The 21,155-nt window shown below is 61.9% G+C and carries 13 protein-coding genes; 1 reads left to right on the top strand and 12 read right to left on the bottom strand.

Going from position 1 to position 21,155, the window contains the following annotated elements; translation table 11 throughout:
• Nucleotides 1–29: 29 nt before the first annotated feature.
• The 9 genes from lipA to BSU04_RS08170 all read right to left on the bottom strand — a co-directional run bounded on the left by lipA (nucleotide 30) and on the right by BSU04_RS08170 (nucleotide 16,482).
• Nucleotides 30–995, bottom strand: coding sequence for a lipoyl synthase (gene lipA, locus BSU04_RS08210; protein ID WP_089160131.1), 966 nt, complete (start codon nucleotides 993–995; stop codon nucleotides 30–32).
• Nucleotides 992–3,274 (bottom strand): NADP-dependent malic enzyme, encoded by a 2,283-nt coding sequence (locus tag BSU04_RS08205; protein WP_089160130.1) that lies wholly within the window; start codon nucleotides 3,272–3,274, stop codon nucleotides 992–994. The genes lipA and BSU04_RS08205 overlap by 4 nt, the downstream gene beginning before the upstream one ends.
• Nucleotides 3,275–3,330: 56 nt before the next feature.
• Nucleotides 3,331–5,085: a dihydrolipoyl dehydrogenase gene (gene lpdA / locus BSU04_RS08200; RefSeq protein WP_089160129.1), complete on the bottom strand. Its 1,755-nt coding sequence runs from the start codon at nucleotides 5,083–5,085 to the stop codon at nucleotides 3,331–3,333.
• Nucleotides 5,086–5,098: 13 nt separating this feature from the next.
• Nucleotides 5,099–6,706, bottom strand: coding sequence for a dihydrolipoyllysine-residue acetyltransferase (locus BSU04_RS08195; protein ID WP_089160128.1), 1,608 nt, complete (start codon nucleotides 6,704–6,706; stop codon nucleotides 5,099–5,101).
• 21 nt (nucleotides 6,707–6,727) lie between these two features.
• Nucleotides 6,728–9,409 (bottom strand): pyruvate dehydrogenase (acetyl-transferring), homodimeric type, encoded by a 2,682-nt coding sequence (aceE, locus tag BSU04_RS08190; protein WP_089160127.1) that lies wholly within the window; start codon nucleotides 9,407–9,409, stop codon nucleotides 6,728–6,730.
• Between the two features lie 372 nt (nucleotides 9,410–9,781).
• Nucleotides 9,782–11,017: a polyhydroxyalkanoate depolymerase gene (locus BSU04_RS08185; protein ID WP_089160126.1), complete on the bottom strand. Its 1,236-nt coding sequence runs from the start codon at nucleotides 11,015–11,017 to the stop codon at nucleotides 9,782–9,784.
• Between the two features lie 63 nt (nucleotides 11,018–11,080).
• Nucleotides 11,081–12,379: an MFS transporter gene (locus BSU04_RS08180; RefSeq protein ID WP_089160172.1), complete on the bottom strand. Its 1,299-nt coding sequence runs from the start codon at nucleotides 12,377–12,379 to the stop codon at nucleotides 11,081–11,083.
• An 87-nt stretch (nucleotides 12,380–12,466) separates the two neighbouring features.
• A complete protein-coding gene (locus tag BSU04_RS08175) occupies nucleotides 12,467–15,166 on the bottom strand; it encodes a CoA-binding protein (protein WP_089160125.1) in 2,700 nt (899 codons plus the stop codon).
• Between the two features lie 29 nt (nucleotides 15,167–15,195).
• The gene (locus BSU04_RS08170; RefSeq protein WP_089160124.1) at nucleotides 15,196–16,482 is read right to left on the bottom strand and encodes an ATP citrate lyase citrate-binding domain-containing protein; all 1,287 of its coding nucleotides are present in this window, start codon (nucleotides 16,480–16,482) and stop codon (nucleotides 15,196–15,198) included.
• A gap of 27 nt (nucleotides 16,483–16,509) precedes the next feature.
• On the opposite strand from BSU04_RS08170, the gene BSU04_RS46310 reads away from it, so the two are divergent.
• Nucleotides 16,510–16,662, top strand: coding sequence for a hypothetical protein (locus BSU04_RS46310; protein WP_179258242.1), 153 nt, complete (start codon nucleotides 16,510–16,512; stop codon nucleotides 16,660–16,662).
• Between the two features lie 537 nt (nucleotides 16,663–17,199).
• Here the strand turns inward: BSU04_RS46310 and BSU04_RS08165 are convergent.
• The 3 genes from BSU04_RS08165 to BSU04_RS08155 form a co-directional block, all read right to left on the bottom strand.
• Complete coding sequence (locus BSU04_RS08165) at nucleotides 17,200–19,011, bottom strand: chloride channel protein (RefSeq protein ID WP_089160123.1); 1,812 nt, start codon at nucleotides 19,009–19,011, stop codon at nucleotides 17,200–17,202.
• Between the two features lie 100 nt (nucleotides 19,012–19,111).
• Nucleotides 19,112–19,525 (bottom strand): MarR family winged helix-turn-helix transcriptional regulator, encoded by a 414-nt coding sequence (locus BSU04_RS08160; RefSeq protein ID WP_089160122.1) that lies wholly within the window; start codon nucleotides 19,523–19,525, stop codon nucleotides 19,112–19,114.
• 132 nt (nucleotides 19,526–19,657) lie between these two features.
• Nucleotides 19,658–20,797 carry an HPP family protein gene (locus tag BSU04_RS08155; RefSeq protein ID WP_089160121.1) on the bottom strand — a complete coding sequence of 380 codons (1,140 nt, stop codon included), beginning with the start codon at nucleotides 20,795–20,797 and terminating at the stop codon, nucleotides 19,658–19,660.
• Nucleotides 20,798–21,155: the final 358 nt, after the last annotated feature.

The following is a 21,155-nucleotide window of genomic DNA, read 5'->3' as shown; positions in this document are numbered from 1 at the left end:
CCTTCTGTGCTTGTGGGTGGTCCAGGCGTTCAGATGCCTGCGGCTTGCGCCTGCCGGTCGGCGTGGTAACTGGAACGCACCAGCGGCCCACTGGCGACATGGGTAAATCCCATCTGCCGCGCTTGCTCTGCCAGGACATCGAACACCTGCGGCTCGACATAGCGGCGCACCGGCAGGTTGCCGGCACGCGGCTGCAGGTACTGTCCAACGGTCAGCATGTCTACGTCGTGCGCGCGCAGATCGCGCATGACCGCGAGGATTTCGTCGTCGGTCTCGCCCAGGCCCAGCATCAGGCCGGACTTCGTCAGGATGTCGGGGCAGCGCTGCTTGAAGTCGCGCAGCAGCGCCAGCGAGTGTGCGTAATCGGCACCGGGACGCGCCTCGCGGTACAACCTCGGCACGGTCTCCAGGTTGTGGTTCATCACGTCCGGCGGGTTGCTCGCAAGCCGGTCCAGCGCCCCCTCCAGACGGCCGCGGAAATCGGGCGTCAGCACCTCGATCAAGGTGACGGGCGAGTGCTCGCGCACGGCCTTGATGCAATGCGCGAAGTGCGCGGCACCGCCGTCGCGCAAGTCGTCCCGATCGACGCTGGTGATCACCACGTGCTTGAGGCCGAGCCGGGCGACGGTGCGCGCGAGGCGGCCGGGCTCCTGCGAGTCGGGGGCTTCGGGCCGGCCGTGGGCTACGTCGCAGAATGGGCAGCGGCGGGTGCACAGGCGCCCCAGCACCATGAAGGTTGCGCTACCGTGGCTAAAGCATTCGCCGATGTTCGGGCAGGACGCCTCCTCGCACACCGTATGCAGACCCTCTTCGCGCAGCATCTGCTTGACGCTACGAAAGGTCTCGTTGTGCAACACCCGCACGCGGATCCAGTCTGGCTTGAGCAGGGCCGGCGCTGCGATCACCTTGATGGGAATGCGTGCGGTCTTGTCGAGGCCGCGCTGTGCGGCAGGCGGGTTCGCGCTCTCGTTCTTGGTCGCGCCGATGGTAGTCATTCGACGCCCCGTTGCGAGCCGGCATCGACCGTTGCCAGCGCTGTCATGTTGACGATGCGGCGCACGGTCGACGATGGGGTGAGGATGTGCACCGGCCGCGCCGCGCCGAGCAGGATGCCGCCCACCGTGATGCCTCCGCCCGCCGCGAGCCGCAACAGGTTGTAGGAGATATTGGCCGCGTCGACGTTGGGCATGACCAGCACATTGGCTTCATCGCTCAAGCACGAGTCCGGAAACTCGTGTTCGAGGATAGAGCGCGACAACGCCGCGTCGCCTCGCATCTCGCCATCCACCGCTAGCTGCGGGTCAAGCGCCTTGACCAGCGTCAGCGCTTCGCGCATCTTGACGGCGCTATGGGCGTCCGAGCTGCCGAAGCTCGAATGCGACAGCAACGCCACGCTCGGCGTGATGCCGAATCGGCGCACTTCCTCGGCTGCCAGCAGCGTGATCTCAGCGAGCTGCGCGGCGCTCGGGTCGAGATTGACATGGGTATCGCAGATGAATAACTGGCGACCCGGGAGCATCAGCATCTGCATGGCCGCGAAGGTCTGGCTGCCGGGCTTGAGCCCGATCACGTCGCGCACATGGCCGAGGTGATCCTGGTAGCGCCCGAAGGTGCCGCACAGCATGGCGTCAGCGCGGCCTTCGCGGAGCACCATCGCGCCTAGCAGCGTGCCGCGGCTGCGCATCTCGGCTTGGGCCTGCACGCGCGATACGCCGCGGCGCCGGGCGAGCTGGTAGTACGCCTCGGCCGCGTCGCCGTAGATCTCAGGGTCGAGCGGGTCGATGCAGTCGTAGTCGACCCCGGAGCGCAGGCGCAGGCCGTACTCCTCGATCCGCTCGGCGAGCGTCGCCGGCCGGCCCACCAGCAGCGGCCGGGCGATGCCTTCGTCGACCGCCACCTGGGCCGCGCGCAGCACGCGTTCGTCCTCGCCTTCCGCGTACAGCACTCGCTTCGCGCTGAGCTTGGCGGCCGCGAACACCGGCTGCATCGCGTTGCCGGAATGGTAGACGAACTGGCCCAGACGCTGCCGGTAGGCCTCCATGTTCTCGATCAGGCGCGTGGCGACGCCGCTGTCCATCGCCGCTTGCGCGACCGCCGGCGCCACCACTTCAATCAAGCGCGGATCGAACGGCTTGGGAATCAGGTATTGCGCGCCGAAGCGCAGGCCTGCCGCGCCGTAGGCTTGCGCCACCACCTCCGGGATCTCAGCGTGCGCCAGCTCGGCGATCGCGCGCACGGCTGCCAGTTTCATCGCTTCGTTGATCGTGGTCGCGCCGACATCAAGTGCGCCACGGAAGATGAACGGGAAACACAAGACGTTGTTGACCTGGTTCGGATAGTCGGAGCGGCCTGTGCCGATGACTGCGTCGGGGCGCACTGCCAGCGCCTCTTCGGGCATGATCTCCGGGTTTGGATTGGCCATTGCCAGGATGATCGGGGCGCGTGCCATGCGCTTGACCATGTCGGCCGTGAGCACGCCGCCGGCCGACAGGCCCAGGAAGATATCGGCTCCCTCGATGATCTCGGCGAGCTTGCGTGCCGGCGTGTCTTGCGCATAGCGAGCCTTGTTGGGGTCCATCTGCTCCTTGCGGCCAACGTAGACGACGCCGTTGCTGTCGGACACGAATATCTTGTGCATGGGCAGCCCGAGGCTGACGATCAGGTCCAGGCACGCAAGCGCCGCGGCGCCCGCGCCCGAGGCCACCAGCGTGACCTCCGAGATGTCCTTGCCAACGTACTTGAGTGCATTCAGGATGGCTGCCGCGGCCACGATCGCGGTGCCATGCTGATCATCGTGGAAAACCGGAATCTTCATGCGCTCGCGCAGTTTCTTCTCGATGTAAAAACACTCGGGTGCTTTGATGTCCTCCAGGTTGATGCCGCCGAAGGTCGGTTCCATGCGCGCGATGGTGTCGATCAGCTTGTCGGGGTCGGCCTCGTCGAGTTCAATGTCGAATACGTCGATACCGGCGAACTTCTTGAACAGGCAAGCCTTGCCCTCCATCACCGGCTTGCCCGCGAGCGCGCCGATGTTGCCGAGACCCAGCACCGCGGTGCCGTTGGTAATCACGGCCACGAGATTGTTGCGCGCGGTCAGGTTGCCCGCCTCACGCGGGTCCTCGACGATGGCAAGGCAGGCTTCGGCCACGCCCGGCGAGTAGGCGAGGCCCAGGTCGCGCTGGGTGGCCATGGCCTTGGTCGGCGTGACAGAAATCTTTCCCGGCGTCGGGTAGCGGTGATAGTCGAGTGCGGCTTCGCGCAGGTTGTCCGTCATGGTGTCTCCAGGAATGTGTCGGGGCGGCGTGGTGACGCGCAGGCTTGGCGGCGAGCCTATTTCTTCTTCTGTGGCGGCAGGTCGGTGCAATGGCCTTCGAAGACCTCGGCGGCCATTCCGATCGACTCGCCCAGTGTCGGGTGCGGGTGGATGGTCTTGCCGATATCGGCAGGCTCACAGCCCATCTCGATTGCTAAGCATACCTCGCTGATCAGCTCACCCGCATGGGTGCCCACAATGCCGCCGCCGATCACGCGATGCGTGGCTTCGTCGAAGATCAGCTTGGTGAAACCCTCGTCCCGGCCGTTGGCGATAGCCCGTCCCGACGCAGCCCACGGGAATACCGCGCGACCGATCTTGATGCCCTCGGTCTTGCATTGCTCTTCGGTCTTGCCGGCCCACGCCACCTCGGGGTCGGTATAAGCGACCGAGGGGATCTGGCGCGCGTCGAAGTAGGAAGACGCCCCGTGCGCGGCCTCGGCCGCCACATGCGCCTCGTGCACCGCCTTGTGCGCGAGCATCGGCTCGCCGACGATGTCGCCGATCGCGAAGATGTGCGGCACGTTGGTGCGCATCTGCTTGTCGACGTTGATGAAACCGCGCTCCGTTACGGCGACGCCGGCCTGGTCGGCGCCGATCCTCTTGCCGTTCGGGCTGCGGCCCACGGCGACCAGCACCAGGTCGTAGACCTGCGGCTCACCGTGCGCCTTTTCCCCCTCGAAGCTCACTTCGATACCAGCGTACGTCGCCTTCGCGCCCACAGCCCGTGTTTTCAGCATCACGTGGTCGAAGCGGTGGGCATTCATCTTCTCCCAGACCTTGACCAGGTCGCGGTCGGCGCCTTGCATCAGGCCGTCGAGCATCTCGACCACGTCGATACGCGTGCCAAGCGTCGAGTAGACCGTGGCCATCTCCAGTCCGATGATGCCGCCGCCAACCACCAGCATGCGCTTGGGGATGGACTTGAGCTTCAGCGCACCGGTCGAGTCGACAACACGTTCGTCTTCGGGCATGAAGGGCAGCTTCACCGCCTGCGAACCCGCGGCAATGATCGCCTTGGCGAACTTCACGACACGTTTGCTGCCGTCCGCCGTCAAGATTTCAATGTGGTGCGCATCGACAAAGCTGCCGGTGCCGGTAACGACTTCGACCTTGCGTGCCCGGGCCATGCCGGCGAGGCCGCCGGTGAGCTTGCCGACCACGCCGTCCTTGAACGCGCGCAGCTTGTCCAGGTCAATCTCAGGAGGCCCGTAACGCACGCCGTGGTCGGGAAGGTGGCTGACCTCGTCGATCACCGATGCGGTATGCAACAGCGCCTTCGACGGGATGCAACCCACGTTCAGGCACACGCCCCCCAGGGTCGGATAGCGCTCGACCAACACCGTCTTCATGCCGAGATCGGCGCTTCGGAAGGCAGCCGAGTAGCCTCCCGGGCCTGCGCCTAGCACGAGCACCTCGCACTCGATATCGGCTTTGCCGCCGTAGCTTGCGGCCACCGGGGCACGGGAGGATGGCGGTGCTGCGACCGCGGGCGGCGCGGGTGCAGGGGCCTTGGCGGCCTGTGTGCTCTCACTGTCCTCAACCACCAGAATCACCGAGCCTTCGCTCACCAGGTCATTAACCTTGACCTTGATCTCCTTGACGAGCCCGGCCTGACTCGATGGAATTTCCATGGAGGCTTTGTCGGACTCGACCATGATCAAGCCGGTGTCGACAACGATCACCTCGCCGACCTTGACCATCACCTCGATCACGGCGACATCCTTGAAGTCGCCGATGTCGGGCACTTTTACGTCCACAAGATTGGTCATTGCGACACGTTCCTCAGAAAAGCACGCGCCGCAGATCGGCGAGCAGTTTGGCGAAATGGACGTTGAACCGCGCAGCGGCGGCGCCGTCTATTACGCGATGGTCCCAGGACAGCGACAGCGGCAGCGTCAAGCGCGACGTCCAGTTCTTGCCGTCACCGGAGTGCTGTTTCCAGTAGCTCTTGCAGACCCCCATGATGGCCACCTCGGGGGCGTTGATGATGGGGGTGAAGTAGATGCCGCCGATCCCGCCCAGCGAACTGATCGTGAAGGTGCCACCCTGCATTTGCTCGGGTTTGAGTTTGCCCTCGCGCGCCAGCTTGGCCAGTTCGCCCATCTCCCGGGCGATCTCCGGCACGCTCTTTTGATCGGCATCGCGGATCACCGGCACCATCAGTCCGTTGGGCGTGTCTGCCGCAAAACCAATGTGGTAGTAGTGCTTAAGGATGAGGACATCGCCGTCGGGGCTCTTCTCGAGACTGGCGTTGAACTCGGGGAACGCCTTGAGCGTGGCTACCGCCGCTTTCATCATGAAGGGCAGCATGCTGAGCTTGACGCCGGACTTCTCCAGCTCCTTGTTCATCTGCACGCGGAACTGCTCGAGCTCGGTGATATCGGCCTCGTCATGCGTGGTGACATGCGGGATGACGACCCAGTTGCGATGCAGGTTGGCTGCCGAGATTTTCTTGATGCGCGACAACTCGCGGCGTTCCACAGGACCGAACTTGGCGAAGTCCACCTTGGGCCACGGCAGCAGATCCAGGCCGCCGATACCCGCGCCGGCCGACCCCGCAGAGCCTTTTGCGGTTGCGGTGGACGCGGTGACCGGCGCACCGCCTTTGGCGAAAGTCTCGACGTCGCCGCGCACGATGCGACCGTGATCGCCCGTCCCCTTGACCTGACCAAGGTCGGCACCGAGTTCACGCGCCAGTTTGCGCACGGCCGGACTGGCATAGGCGAGGGCAAAGCCGGCTTCATCTATACCGCTGGCCGTCGCGCCAGGCGATGCCGGACTCGCAGCCGGTGCCGGCGCGGTGGCCTCTACGGCTGAGGCAGCGGCGGCGGCAGCAGGGCCCGCGTCCGTCACCAGCGCCATGATGATGCTGCCTTCGTTGACTGTGTCGCCGAGTTTGACGCGGATCTCCTCGACCACGCCGCCCAGCGGCGCGGGCACGTCCATGGTGGCCTTGTCGGATTCGAGCGAGACCAGGGGGTCTTCGGCTTTGACGATGTCTCCAACCTTGACGTAGATCTCGATCACCGGCACGTCCTTGAAGTCGCCGATGTCGGGAATGCGCACCTCGGCCCGTCCAGCGGGCGCGCTCACCGGCGAGGGCGGCGCGCTGACGCTGGGCTTGACCACCTCCTCCGGTGACGCGGCGGCGTCGCCGCCGAACTGCATGATCACGCTGCCTTCGCTGACTGCGTCGCCGATCTTCGCGAGGATTGCCTTGACCACGCCGCCACGAGGGGCGGGCACGTCCATGGTCGCCTTGTCGGATTCGAGCGAGACCAACGGGTCTTCGGCGTTGACGGTGTCTCCAACCTTGACATAGATCTCGATCACCGGCACATCCTTGAAGTCGCCGATGTCGGGCACCTTGATATCGATTGCCTGGCTCATAGTGATGGAATCCTCATCGTGTCAAACAGTCCACGGCGCAGCGCGCTCGGTGTCCAGGCCGTACTGGGTGATGGCCTCGGCTACGACCTGCGGTGCGATCACGCCGTCGTCGGCCAGGGACTTCAGCGCGGCCACCGCGACATAGAAGCGATCCACCTCGAAGAAGCACCGCAGCTTGGCACGGTAGTCACTGCGTCCGAAGCCGTCAGTGCCCAGGACAGTAAATCGGCGGCCGCTGTTCTGGACCTGCTCACGTACCTGGTCGGCGTAGGCACGCATGTAGTCGGTCGAGGCAATGACCGGTCCTTCGTGGCCTTCGAGGTTGCTTTCAAGCCAGCTCTTGCGGGGAGGCTGGGTGGGATGCAGCAGGTTCCAGCGTTGTGTCGCCATGCCGTCGCGACGCAGCTCGTTGAAGCTCGTCGCACTCCAGACATCGGCCGTGATCTTGAAGTCATTCTTGAGGAGGTCCGCCGCAGCGATCACTTCGCGCAGGATGGTGCCGCTGCCCATGAGCTGTACACGCTTTCCCTTCTGGAGCGTCTTGCCGCCGTCCTGCAGCTTGTACAACCCCTTGAGGATGCCTTGCTCCGCACCCGCGCCGGCATCGGCGAGACCGGGGTGGGGATAGTTCTCGTTCATCAAGGTGATGTAGTAGAAAACATCCTCCTGTTGCTCAAACATGCGCCGCAGGCCTTCGCGCACGATGGTCACTACTTCATAGGCGAACGTCGGGTCGTACGAGATGCAGTTAGGGATCGTGCCGGCGATGATGTGGCTGTGACCGTCCTCATGCTGCAGGCCCTCGCCATTGAGCGTGGTGCGCCCGGCGGTGCCGCCCAGCAGGAAGCCGCGTGCGCGGATATCGCCCGCCAACCACGCGAGGTCGCCCACGCGCTGCAGCCCGAACATGGAGTAGTAGATGTAGAACGGGATCATCGGCACGTTGCTCGTGCTGTACGAGGTGGCCGCGACGATCCAGCTCGACATCGCGCCGCCTTCGTTGATGCCTTCCTGCAGTACCTGACCGTCCTTCGACTCACGGTAATACATCAACTGGTCCGCATCCTGCGGCTTGTAGAGCTGTCCCACCGACGAATAGATGCCGAGCTGGCGAAACATCCCTTCCATGCCGAAGGTGCGTGACTCATCCGGCACGATGGGCACGACGTGCTTGCCTATCGCCTTGTCGCGCACCAGGGTGCCCAGCATCTGCACGAATGCCATGGTGGTGGAGATCTCGCGTGCGCCGGTGGGTTCGAGCAGGCGCTTGAAGGTGTCGAGCGGCGGAATCTGGAGCGAGGTGGAGCGGCGCCGGCGCTGCGGCAAGTAGCCGCCCAACGCTTCGCGGTGCGCACGCAGGTACTTCATCTCGGGGCTGTCCTCCGGCAGCTTGATGAACGGTATGTTGGCGAGATCTTCGTCGGCGACCGGAATCTGGAAACGGTCGCGGAAACTGCGCAGCGCGTCCTGGGTCATCTTCTTGGCCTGGTGGGCGATCATCTGCCCCTCACCCGACTCGCCCATGCCGTAACCCTTGACGGTCTTGGGCAGGATCAGCGTCGGCTGGCCCGTGTGCTTGACCGCTGCGGCGTAGGCGGCGAACACCTTGTCGGGATCGTGGCCGCCGCGCGTCAGGCCCCATATCTCGTCGTCACTCATGTCGGCAACCAGCGCAGCGAGTTCCTCGTACTTGCCGAAGAAATGCTCGCGCACATAAGCGCCGCTCTTGCTCTTGAAGTCCTGGTATTCGCCGTCGACGCACTCTTCCATGCGCTTGAGCAACAGGCCGCTCTTGTCTTTCGCGAGCAGCTTGTCCCAGCCGCCTCCCCACAACACCTTGATGACGTTCCAGCCCGCGCCGCGAAAGACAGACTCCAGTTCCTGCACGATCTTGCCGTTGCCGCGCACCGGGCCGTCGAGCCGCTGCAGATTGCAGTTAATGACGAAGATCAGGTTGTCCAGCCGCTCGCGGCCGGCCAGCGAGATTGCGCCCAGCGATTCGGGTTCGTCCATCTCGCCATCACCCATGAAGGCCCAGACCTTGCGCGGTGTGGTGTCGGCAAGGCTGCGGCCCTGCAGGTATTTGAGGAAGCGCGCCTGGTAGATCGCCATTAACGGACCCAGGCCCATCGACACGGTTGGGAACTGCCAGAAATCCGGCATCAGCCACGGATGCGGATATGAGGGGATGCCCTTGCCGCCGGTTTCCTGACGGTAACCGAGCAGTTGCTCTTCGCTCAGCCGCCCTTCGACAAAAGCACGCGCATAAATGCCCGGCGAACTGTGCCCCTGGATATAGATCAGGTCGCCGCCATGGGTCTCTGTCGGTGCATGCCAGAAGTGTCCGAAGCCGATGTCATACAGCGTGGCCGCGGACTGGAAGCTGGCGATGTGGCCGCCCAGTTCCGAACTGTCCTTGTTGGCCCGCAGGATGATGGCCATCGCGTTCCATCGGATGATGGAGCGCAGCCGATGCTCGATCGCGCGATCGCCGGGCGAGCGCTCTTCCTGCTCAGGCGCGATGGTGTTCTTGTAGGCCGTGTTCAGCGACTGGGGCGCGTATGTCCCTTCTCGCTGTGCCTGTTCCACTACACGGGTGACGAGGTAGCGGGCTCGCGGGATTCCGCGATGCGCCTGAACCGCGCGCAGGGCGTCCATCCACTCGCTGGTCTCGAGCGGGTCGAGGTCATCGTTGGCGTTCATCTTGTCTCCACTTATCGTTTCGCGTCCGTGGTCGGCGCGGCACATTGTCCCGTCAATAATGCAATGGCCATGCCAAGCGCGGCCGGGATGAAACGCGTAGATCAAGTCATTGATTAAGCTGGAGTTGCTACAGAAAACATGGACGCACCAGAACGACACGTCGGAATAGCAGTAGGGGCCTCGTCTGGTTTTCCGTGCACGCGGATCAGGGTAATTGCGAAGCCTGCAAAAAAGCTGGGTTCGCCAAATCATTGATACGCTATAAAAAATAGACCCCACTTCCAGCGCTCAATACACGCCTAACCCCAGCGCGCAAAAAAGCCGTTTTCACTTCACGCGAAAACGGCTCTTGCGTGCATCGACGTGCAAGACTCAGGAATGCGTCCGGATGAATTCACCAATCCTTGGGCAAATCATTTCCCGCCAGCGGCGCCCCGAAAAAATGCCGAAATGCCCGCATTGCGGTGCGGTGAATTGCCGCCGCTTCGCATCTGGAATCGCAGTGCATAGATCGTGCGCCGCATGCGTCTGGCCGGAACCGGAAATGTCGTCGAGCTCACCTTCAATGGTGAACAGGGCGACCCCTTCGATGTCCTGCGGACGTACCAGTTTTTCCCCGACCTGCCAGGTTCCCTTGGGCAGGCTGAATTCCTGGAAGACGGTTCGGATTGTTTCCAGGTAATACTCGGCTGGCATATCCAGCACCGCGTTATATTCGTTGTAGAACTTGCGATGTTCTTCGGCTAGTTCGTCCTCGCCCTTGATCAGATGCTCGTGAAATTCCCGATGACTTTGCGCATGGCGCTCGGGATTCATCGCAACGAAACCGGCATGCTGGAGGAAGCCCGGATACACCCTGCGCCCGGATCCCGGATGGCTGGACGGAACGCGGTAGATCACGCTGTTCACAAACCATGAGTGCGGTTTTTCTGTCGCCAGCGCGTTCACCTGCGTAGGCGATTTGCGCGGGTCGATGGGGCCGCCCATCATGGTCATCGTTTTCGGCAATTTCGTGTCGCCGGCGCTCGCCATTAGCGCGATGGCCGCCAGCACCGGAACCGTCGGCTGGCAGACCGAGATGACATGCAGGTCGGGGCCGAGCAATCGAATGAAATCCTGCACGTAATAAACGTAGTCATGCAAATGAAACGCGCCCTCGGACAAGGGCACCATCCGCGCATCGGTCCAGTCGGTAATGTAGACATCATGGTTCGGCAGCAAGCCATGCACGGTGTCACGCAGCAAGGTCGAATGATGGCCCGATAAAGGCGCTACAAGCAGCACCTTGGGGCGATGCGGTGCGGTCAATTCCTCGTCGCTTAGATTTTTCCTGAAATGCAGCAGCGTGCAAAAAGCCTTCTTAAGGGCAACCTCTTCTGAAACGGCGACTAACTTGCCGTCGACCAGTGTTGTGGAAATCGCAAATTGCGGTTTTTCATATTCCTTGCCGAGCCGATACATCAACTCGTAACCAGCCGCGATATGGCGCACAAGCGGTATGCGCGCCACTGGCGAGACAGGATCGACAAGCAATTTGGCCCATGCATTTGCCCATTGCAGGAAGGGTGCTAGAAAAAAGCGATTCTGTTCGTGCAATTGATAAAGCATAGTTATCCATATAAATGACTCAGGGAGCTTGTATAAATGCACACTGCATAAAATCCCGCGCGATCACGCCGTCAGCGACAACTGCTCCCGTTTAGCTACCGCGCTTCGCCGGTAAAGCACCAGGGTCCCGATCAGGCCGCACACGGCAGCGAAACTCATCCACAAGCCTGGCGCGCCTTTGTTGTTCGTCACCTGAATCAGGAAGGTCAAAATGACCGGAGTGAAGCCCCCGAAGATCGCAGTCGCCAGGCTGTACGCGAGCGAAAACCCCGAGGTTCGAACGTCGACCGGCATCACCTCGGTGAGCGCGACGACCATGGCCCCGTTATAGCTGCCGTAAAGAAAAGACAGCCACAACTCGGCAATCAACATCTTCTGGAACGTCGGACCGTCGACCAGCCAGACCATGACCGGATAAGCGGTCAGGATGGTTAGCAGCGTAAAACCGATCAGCAGCGGCTTGCGTCCAACGCGATCGGACAAGGCGCCCATCACCGGCAACCAGAACAGGTTCGATACGCCGATGCAGAACGTGACGATCAGGCTGTCTTCCGCCGAGAGCTTCAGCACGCTGCGCCCGAAGGTCGGCGTATAGATTGTGATCAGGTAGAACGACACCGTGGTCATCACAACCAGCATCATCCCGGCTAATACGATTCCCCAGTTGCGCATCATCGAGCGGAAAATTTCGCTCGCGTTCGGCCTGTGCTTGCGAGCGGTGAACTCCTCGGTTTCCTGCAGCGAACGACGGATCACGAAGAGAAACGGCACGATCATGCAACCGATGAAGAACGGAATCCGCCAGCCCCATGCGGCAATCATCGCCTGCCCCATTGTGGCGCTCAGGGTATAGCCGATGACGGCGGCCACGATGATCGCCGCCTGCTGGCTGGCCGACTGCCAGCTCACATAGAAGCCCTTGTGACCTGGCGTCGCCATTTCAGCGAGATAAACCGAAACGCCGCCCAATTCCACCCCAGCCGAGAAGCCCTGCAGCAACCGGCCGATCAGCACCAGTAGAGGTGCGAACAAGCCGATGGTCAGATACCCCGGCACGAACGCCACCAGCACGGTACCCATCGCCATGATGGCCAGCGTCGTGATCAGTCCTTGCCGGCGGCCCACCTTGTCGATGTAGGCGCCTAAAACAATCGCGCCGACGGGCCGCATGATGAAGCCCGCGCCGAACGTGCCGAATGTCAGCATCAGCGAGGCGAATTCGCTGTCGGCCGGGAAATAGGTCTTGGCAATGTAGGTTGCGTAAAAGCCAAACAGGAAGAAATCGAACATCTCCAGGAAATTGCCGCTGGTCACCCGGACAACCATTCCGAATTTGGATTGTGTTGCGTTAGCGTTCGACATTTTCGCCGTCTCCAGAATCTGCATCTTGTGCTGGGCCGGCATGACCCGCCGCAGGCCATGCCGATCCGGACTTGCGGTCACACGTAGTCAAGCGACAAACTGGCACTGCGATGCCGGCGTGCGGGTGTCCATGTTGCGGCCGCGGTTCATGTGGTCGTCGACTTCGGCCGCACAGCCAAGCATGCGCGGGTAGAGAAAGATCGTAAAGGCCGCTGTCTCCAGCGCCGCGCCGCAATACTCGCCGTTGCGGTACGGCTGCCACAGCATCTTCAGCAGCAACGCGGCAATCACCGCATCGACATTGACGCAATAGACGTTGCGCGACACGCCTGCATCGAACAACGTCTGCACCAGCGTGCCGTAGAAGTCGTGGAAGACGTTATATTCCTGACGCACGGCCATCAGATCGCGAATGAAGACCTCGCGCGGATCGTGATTGACGGGTTTGTCCTTGAACACGGGATGATTGATCCCCGGAATCTTCTGGATATCCAGGCTGCCGGTGTTCTTCTTGTTCGACTTGTAGCGGGCATAGGCCTCGACATATTTCAGGGCCAGCGCCTTCAGGTCGATGCCATGACCCGGGTCGCCCGGATCGACGAGGCCCGAGTCCTTGAACTGCTCGATCAGGAAAGCGATGCCCTCATAGCCGTTGCCGCCGTGGGTGTAACCGGTGTGGGTCAGGAAGCCGATCAGTCCTTTGTTGAGTTGCACGCGTTCGGGGTCCTCGGGGCCGTCGGCCGAGACCGCGCCTTTGGCGCCCTGCGCCGAGATCGTGCCGGGCCCGTTTGACAACAGTAGCCCCACGAGCACCTGGAACGAGAACAGGTCGGCCGGCTGCGGCGTGAGGCCGAGCAGCGCGACGAAGGCTACCTCGCTGATCGGCCGCTGCTGCAGGATATCGGTCGTCGCGATGCCGCAGAAACTGTCGGGCTGGTGCTGGTCTGCTTGCACCGAGGCGCCGATCAACGCGCCGAACAGGCGCATCCACCAAGGCAAGCTTTCGGCAGTCAGCCGCGAGACGCGCTTGCGCATCAACGGACCCCAGGCGAGGGTGGTCGTGATCGCAGCGAGGACCGCGTCGGCTGTGGGGTGACCGGGTAATGTCTGCAGGTACTGCACGAACACTGACTTGGCGCCGCGTGCGCGCAGGCCCGCGAGCATTGCTTGTGCGTGAGCGTCGGGCTCGGCGCTAACAAACAGACCAGGGTCGTCGATGGTAATCAGGCGGGTATCAAAGCTTTCGTCCAGTGCGTCGTCCATGCCGGCCGCCGCGAAAGCGTCGATCAGTACCCGCGCGGCCTGCCGCGCCCGACCCTGGCTGCGAGGCCCGAGGATGCTGGCGGCAGCAGCCAGCACAGTGTTGGGTGCGTTACCGGCTTCGCGCGCGGCCTGCGCTGCCGCGAGCGCCGGATGACCGTGCAGGTTGAGACCGGCGCCGATCGCGACATTGATCAAGCGCCGGTCGTTTTCTCCGCCAGGCTCGTGCAGCAGCGCCAGGCTGACGTTGGCTTCCAGTGGGTACTGCGCGGCGTCGAGCATCGACACGCCGTACAGGCTCGTGACCTGGGTCTTCGAGTCCATCTGTGAGGCGCCTGAGGCGTCCTTCATCGTCTGGCGCGGTGGCACCGCCCCGATCTGCAGGTTCAGCGCCGCGACCTGTTCGTTGTAAGGGGCGGTGGCTTCAACCACGGGCAAGTCGAGTTCGGCCGGCAACGTCAGCCCGTGGCTTGCGCCGAACCAGGGTTTAAGCGAGAGATTGCCCTCGGACGCGAAGTCCGGCCGGCAGGCGTTCTCGCCCATCACCGCAGTCAGTGCAGCCGGGATGTGGGCGATATTGGTAACGAGCGCGCCCTTGGCTGAGAACACGGGATGCTCGGGCGTGAAGATGCCGTCCACGCCGAATTTCTCCAAGAACCAGCCTTCCTTGCTGAGGGCATCGTCGGCGCCCCCGGCCATCGCGCCGGCATGCCCGACCGAGCGGGTCAGCTTGGACTTCCACCGCCCGACGACACACGCGACCACGGGCTTGGTGAAGTTCGCGTCGAGCTCGTAGTAGCCGCCGGGCTCGACATATAGCACGGCAGCCTTGCTACGCGCGTCGTTCGACAGTGCAAACGCAAACTCCGGCGCCGCGAAGTGGACGTAGACATCCTTGCCGCTGGAGATGGAGGTCGTAGTGCCCCAGCCGGCCATGCGCAGATACGTCGCAATCGTCGTCGTGAAATTACCGGAGTTGGAGAAGATCGCGATGGATCCTTTACGCAGCGCTTCCTCTGGATGGTCACCGCCTAGCGCACCGCCGATGCGAACCTGATTCCAGGCATCGGCTACGCCCAGGCTGTTGCCACCGAAGATGTCGATGCCGTTGGCCTGACCCATCGCCCGGATCTCGCGCGAGTCGTGCACGGCGAGTTTCTCGGTGACGATGAAAATCTTCTTCAGCTCCGGATTGACCCGGATCAGCTCGGCCACGCCATCACGCGCCGCTGCCGGCGGCAGGTAGATCACGCCGCAGTTGAAGCGATGGCCGGCGGTGATGCCTTCGAGCACGTTGTTGTACACCGGCACTGCGCCAAGCGCCGTTTCCAGCACCTGGCCCCGCTTGCCCGGGGCGGTGCCGAACACGACGTTGCCGCCTGAATACACATGGCCGACCGGCGTCACATCGCTGGACTCGCCTCCAAGGATGTTGAGGACGCAGACCCGATCTTCGCGCGTGGCAACCTTGGCCAGCGAACTGGTACCGACGAAATACTTGAAATCGCCTACACCTTGCTTGTACATGACACTCTCCTTACGCGAGGGGGCAAGCTTCAGACGGCCTGGCTGGACGCTATGCCGAGCCGGGCCGCTACCTGCTCGCGACCGCCGGACTTCATCCATGCATCGACCTTCTTGGCGTGCAGCACGACCTCGCTCATGTCCGAGTCGAACCCGAAGAAGCGATAGGGCAGTCCGAGCGCATCGAGCGTGTCGCGCATCGCGCCCATGCCGCGCACAAGGTTCGGGCCGCCGCGGCCGATCACCACGTACAGCGGCGTGGCCCCATGCCGGCTGAAATGTTCGCGCAGCGCGTCGGCCATGGCGCGGAAGGTCTCGAAAATATCAGTGTTGTTCGACTTTCCGCCGATGATGAACAGGACGTTGGTCTGCTTGATCCAGTGTTTGAAGCAGATACGTGCCACCTCTTTCATTTTTTCGTAAGGCGGGTTGCCGCCGAAGTCTGAGGAGATGATGGCGTCGTCGCCGAGCATCTGGGTGACGAGCGAATTGGCGCCTCCGCCGAACGTCGGCGCGAGGATGGTGCCCCCGGCGTTGATCACGTAGACGTCGCTTTGGCCCTGGTACGTGCGCAGTTGATTGATCTCTTGCTCGAAGTCTGAGTAGTCGACCGCGAACAGGCTTGCCGGCAGGTTCAGCCGCCGCCAGCGCGGGTCGTCGCGGTCGAAGCCGCATTTGAAATCGCAAGCCACGGGGGTCATGCGTCCCTTCTTGTCGACGCGCATGCGGATAGGGTTCAATTCGAGCGTGGTCATGCCGTAGTCGTGATACAGCTCCCACAGCTTCGGCAGATGCTGCACCAACGGCGAGATGATCTGCTTGGGCGCACCTAGCGCGGACAGCGCGTTGGCCACGACGAAGGCCTTCAACCCGGTGAGCGGGTCAAAAGGTATCTGCGCGACCTGGCTCCTGTCGAGTTCCTCAATGTCCATGCCGCCATGGTGGGTGAGCGTCATTGTCGGCGCGCGGTAATGCGTCGAGTCTGTGATCGAAAAGTAGACCTCTTGCTCGGCTGGCACGCCGGCTTCGAAGGTCACGCCGTTGGCCTTGGCCACCGTGTGCCCGACCCGGTGCTCGACAAAGTACAAGCGCTCCTTTTCCTTCAGCGCGGTCTTCAGGTCGCTCGCCTTACCGATCAAGCCGGCCTTGCCCTTCTTGCCGACACCACCCTTGAACACTGGCTTGATGAAGATCAGACCGTGTGTGTCAATCAGCGCCTTGATCTCCTCCTCGCTGGCGTCGGGTCCCAGCACCTCGGTGGTCGGGAAGTCGACAAACTGGAGCATCCTGGCTCCGTGCAGCATACCGGTGACTTGCATGGTGAGCCCCTTCAGAAAGGCTGTGCGGTGTCTTCTGGACGAGATGGTGTGATCTTGCTCGGACTGTCGTTGCTCAGGCGTGATGGCGGTTGTATGAGCGAGCGCTGGAGTGTGTGGCGCGTACGCACTCTCGTGCTGCGCCTGGTCCACTGCATGGTTGACGAAGTGGGCGGACGCTGAATACAGCTATGCGCCTGAACAGGACACAGCGCGTCCAACCACTCATTAGTCCCGAGCGGATCGAGGGTGTCGATGGCGGTCATCTTGTCTCCTCTTATTGTTTCGCGTCCGTGGCCGGCGCAGAACATTGTCGTTTCATCAATGCAATGGCTATGCCAGCCGACATCACGTTGAAATCAGAGAATCAAGTCATTGATTTGATTAAAAGAGCGACAGTAGATCCGGGAGTGTCCAAACGAAATGCCGGAATAGTCGCGCGGCCGTCGTATGGGTTTCCGTGCGCGCGCATTGGGGTAATCGCGGGTCTGGTCGGATCTGATCAGCGACTGAGGCACCCGGGGAAGTGAGGTGCTTGATCGAGCCAACGGAATGGAATCCGGGCTTTCAGCCTGTGCCTTTGCCGGGGATACCAAGGACCTCGCGCGGCAACGTCGCCTTGCAGATGCCTTGCAATATGGATCTACCAGGCTGAACGATGCCGTGACACATCATCCCGAGGTGCTTCTGAATGATCGAGGGAATCATCTGCCGAGAGGTTCATGAGCGCTCTCGAGTGGCGTCGTCTTCGTGCCTGTTCACCGGCGCAAACCGTTTTTTCAGGTGATGTAGGGGAGAGCGCCGGAACATCTCACGTCGCTCCTCTTCCTCGAAGAAAGCGAGCGACGGTTTCACCAGGTCGCTACGGCTTATCAAGCCCACCAGACGACACGACTGCGCGTCCGACACCACTGGCAAACGTTCAAGCCCATGCACCGCCAGCCTATTGGACACGATCCGGCAAGTTTCCCCGGGCAACGCCATGATCGGTGTGCTTGCGCCGAACAGATCGCTCATGATCTGGATGGCCGGATTGCCGGTTTGCGCGATCAATCCTTCGCGCTCGATCATTCCAACCAGCGCGCCGTCTCGTGTCACCGGAAACGCGCGATGATTTTGCTTCTCACCAAAGTATTTCGCCAGCACCTCAGCGACCGGTACATCTGCACCGATCGCCTCGACCTTGTGCGTCATCACCTCTTCGACGAAGTGGCGTTCAAGAGGATCGATCCCGTACTCCCGATAGATGTGATAACCGCGGCGCGCGATCTTCTCGGTCAGGATGGAGCGCCGCATCAGGAGCACCGTAAATCCGTATGCGACAGCCGAAGCCATGAGCAGAGGCAACAGTACATTGGCATCATGGGTGAGCTCGAACGCGAACACGGTGGCCATGATCGGTGCGCGCATCATGCCGCCGAGCGTGGCCGCCATGAATACCAGCGGCCATACTGCGGGCTCCCCGCCAGGCAGGAACGGCCCGACGATTGTTCCCATGGCCGCACCCATCATCAGCAGCGGGGCGAGTACCCCTCCGGATGTGCCCGAGCCGAGGGCGATGACCCAGATGATCGCCTTCACCAATATCAAGCCGGCCACGACACTGATAGCAAGATGGTTATGCAGTAAATCGCCGATGACGTCATAGCCTACGCCGAGCGCGCGTGGCTCGAAATATCCGCCGATGCCCACGGCAATGCCGCCAAGCGCCGGCCACCACATCCAGTGAATGGGCAATTTGCCGAAGAGGTCCTCGACCTTGTATAGCGCCGACGACAAGCCCCATGACATTGCGCCCGCCATGAGACCGGCGACCACGCATGAAATAAGGCCAAGCGGACCCAGTGCGATGGTTTGCATCGGGAAGAGGGCGCCGCCGCCGATCAGAAGGGGGCGCGTGAATCCGGCCACCGCGCACGCAACGGCAACGGGCAGCAGGCTACGAGGGCGCAGTTCAAACAGCAACAGTTCGACCGCGAGCAGGACTGCTGCGACCGGCGTACCGAAAACCGCTGTCATCCCGGCTACGGCACCGGCGACGAGCAGCGTCTTGCGCTCACCAGCGGTCAAGTGGAAATACTGTGCGAGCAGCGAGCCCAGTGCGCCGCCCGTCATGATGATTGGCCCTTCCGCACCGAATGGGCCTCCGCTGCCGATGGCGATCGCGGAGGAAAGAGGCTTGAGCACAGCGACCTTCGGCGACATCTTGCTCTTGCCGAACAGGATGGCTTCGATCGCTTCCGGAATGCCGTGTCCACGGATGGCTTCGCTGCCATAGCGCGCGATCAGCCCGATCACAAGCCCGCCGACGACGGGAATCACGATCACCCACAGACCGAGCGTATTGTCCGCGGGCGAGTGACTGTCGAACGACAGCGACTGGAAAAAGAAAAGGTTGGTGAAAAAGTTGATCAGGTGGAGCAGGACATAGGCCGTGAGCGTGCTCAATGCGCCGATCGCTACTGCAATGGCCGTGATGCGCAACAGGTGAGCATTCGCTGCGAAATCCCCTCTTGAAGCGTTTTCGTGCACATTAACTCCTCATCAATTCAGACCTGCGTTGCATCGGACGCCGGGACGGCGTGACCTTGCTGAAATGCCAGCGAAGGGGGCAGTGTTGGCACGCACCGACCTAAAGATCGATCTGCGGAATCCGGAAGGTGCCCGCGAGCGACTTCAGTTCTGCCCGATGCAATTCGGCGAGCCGTGAGAGGATTTTCTCTCCGGGTTTCAGCAGATGAACCTCGACCTGGCGGCGATCAATTTCGCTGGGCTTTCGCTTGACCAGATCCAGAGCCTCGCATCGCGTGACGAGCGCAACTATTCCGTGGTGATGTGCCTGAAGCCGTTCCGCCAGCTCGCCGACAGTCGCCCAATCCCGGTCCGGGTAGCCCTTGATATGCAACAACAGTAAATATTGCAGCGGAGTAATGCCTTCGTCCTGAGCAGCCTGCTCGGAGAATCGCTCGAACCGCCGCATCTGATAACGAAACTCGGACAGCTGTTCAAAGTCTTCTTTTCTCAGCGAGCGGGAAGTTTCTTTCATGGGGATAGTCGAGTCCGGATGCTGGGCTTAAATTGTATCACATGGTGATATATATGAGAGAGTCCTGCATGCTCGAAACTGAGACGACAGATCGGAACCGTGCCGCGCGTCCAATATCCGGTCGAGTTAAGGTTAGGCGTGTGTTTGCCGGTAAAGACCGAGTATCAGGTCGGCCTGGGTGATCATGCCGGCGAGTTTCTCTTGCGTATCGAGCACCGGAATATGGTGATGGCCATAAGCGGCGAATATTGGCACGAGCTTCGCAATCGAAGTGGTGACGCAGACGGTGGACACGTCTGTCGTCATGATGGACGCCACTGTCAGCGGCGAACCGGGGACGGCGAACCATCGTTCAACGAATGTCGCCAGTACCTGAAGGCTTCCGGTCGCCATATTTCTTGCGATGTCGGCCGCAGTGATGATGCCGATCACGAACGCGCGATCGTCGATGACAGGAAGCGCCTTGATGTTATGACGCCGGAGTATGGACGCGGCTGTTGCGACCGTCGTGCCGGATGTGACCGAAACGACGGGGCTGGACATGATTTCCTCGCAGCTCAGTCCACTGAAGCCGCGCACGTACGATTGCAGCTGTATTTCCAGTAGCAGCGATTCGAGATCCGCCGGGTCGATGTCCAGCAATTCATTGCGACGACCGAGCACTTCCTTGAGGTCTTCCCGTGTGAATCCAGGGCTGGCCGCTGGCGAACCGGCGCCTGGGTGCCTGGCCGAGCGAGCCGCATGAGGATAGCGATGCCCCGTCGACGCGTGAAACACGATCGCGACCGCCAACAATGCGAACGACTGCGCTGCTATTGGCGCAAAGACGAATCCGAATCCGAGGGCATGCACGGCCGGCCCACCGAGCACCGCAGTGAGCGCGACCGCACCAGAGGGCGGATGCACGCACCTGAACACGAACATCGCACCAATCGACAGTGCCACTGCAATCGGCGCGGCATCGATCGGGTTTGTGATCCAGGTTGCACATGCCACGCCGATAATTGCGGAAACCATATTGCCGCCGATGATCGACCAGGGTTGTGCGAGAGGGCTCGCGGGAACAGCGAACAGCAGCACTGCGGAGGCACCCATCGGCGCGACCAGAAGGGGGATGAACGCGTTCTCGCCCAGGAAAACATGCATCACCCCTGCGGTGAAGGCTATGCCGAGCAGGGCGCCAAGACAGGACCTGAATCGTTCGGGCCAACCCAGCGCGACGGGTGAAGGGGAGAAGCTGAGAAGCCAGCGTGTGAGAGCAGATCGGACCATGGGCCTGGAAGATAGTGTGAGCGGGCGAGGCCCCTTGGAACGTCCTCGCCATCAGGCAGCGTCTCCTGCCGAACGCATTGTAAAAGTATGCGATTATGACATATATTAACGTTTTCACCGGGGGGCGAGACGGCCATGGCAGCACAGCCGCGAGTTGGGTCATCGGCCGCTCATCGGCCGCTCATCGGCCGATATCCCCGGCGCAAACTGAAATGAGGTCTGCTGTGGCTGCTGCACAGGTCCGTGGCAGTATCTTCTTTAATTGGAAAAAGCATTAGATATCCTCTTCATTCATGTTATAAAGCCGGCGATTCTCCAACTGTTCTACGATGCGACCGCCCGGGCTTGGAACCGCTCA

Source organism: Caballeronia sordidicola (assembly GCF_002220365.1).
Classification (GTDB): Bacteria; Pseudomonadota; Gammaproteobacteria; order Burkholderiales; family Burkholderiaceae; genus Caballeronia; species Caballeronia sordidicola_C.
Note: the sequence above shows the minus strand (reverse complement) of the source record. Positions and strands in the feature narration are given on the sequence as shown.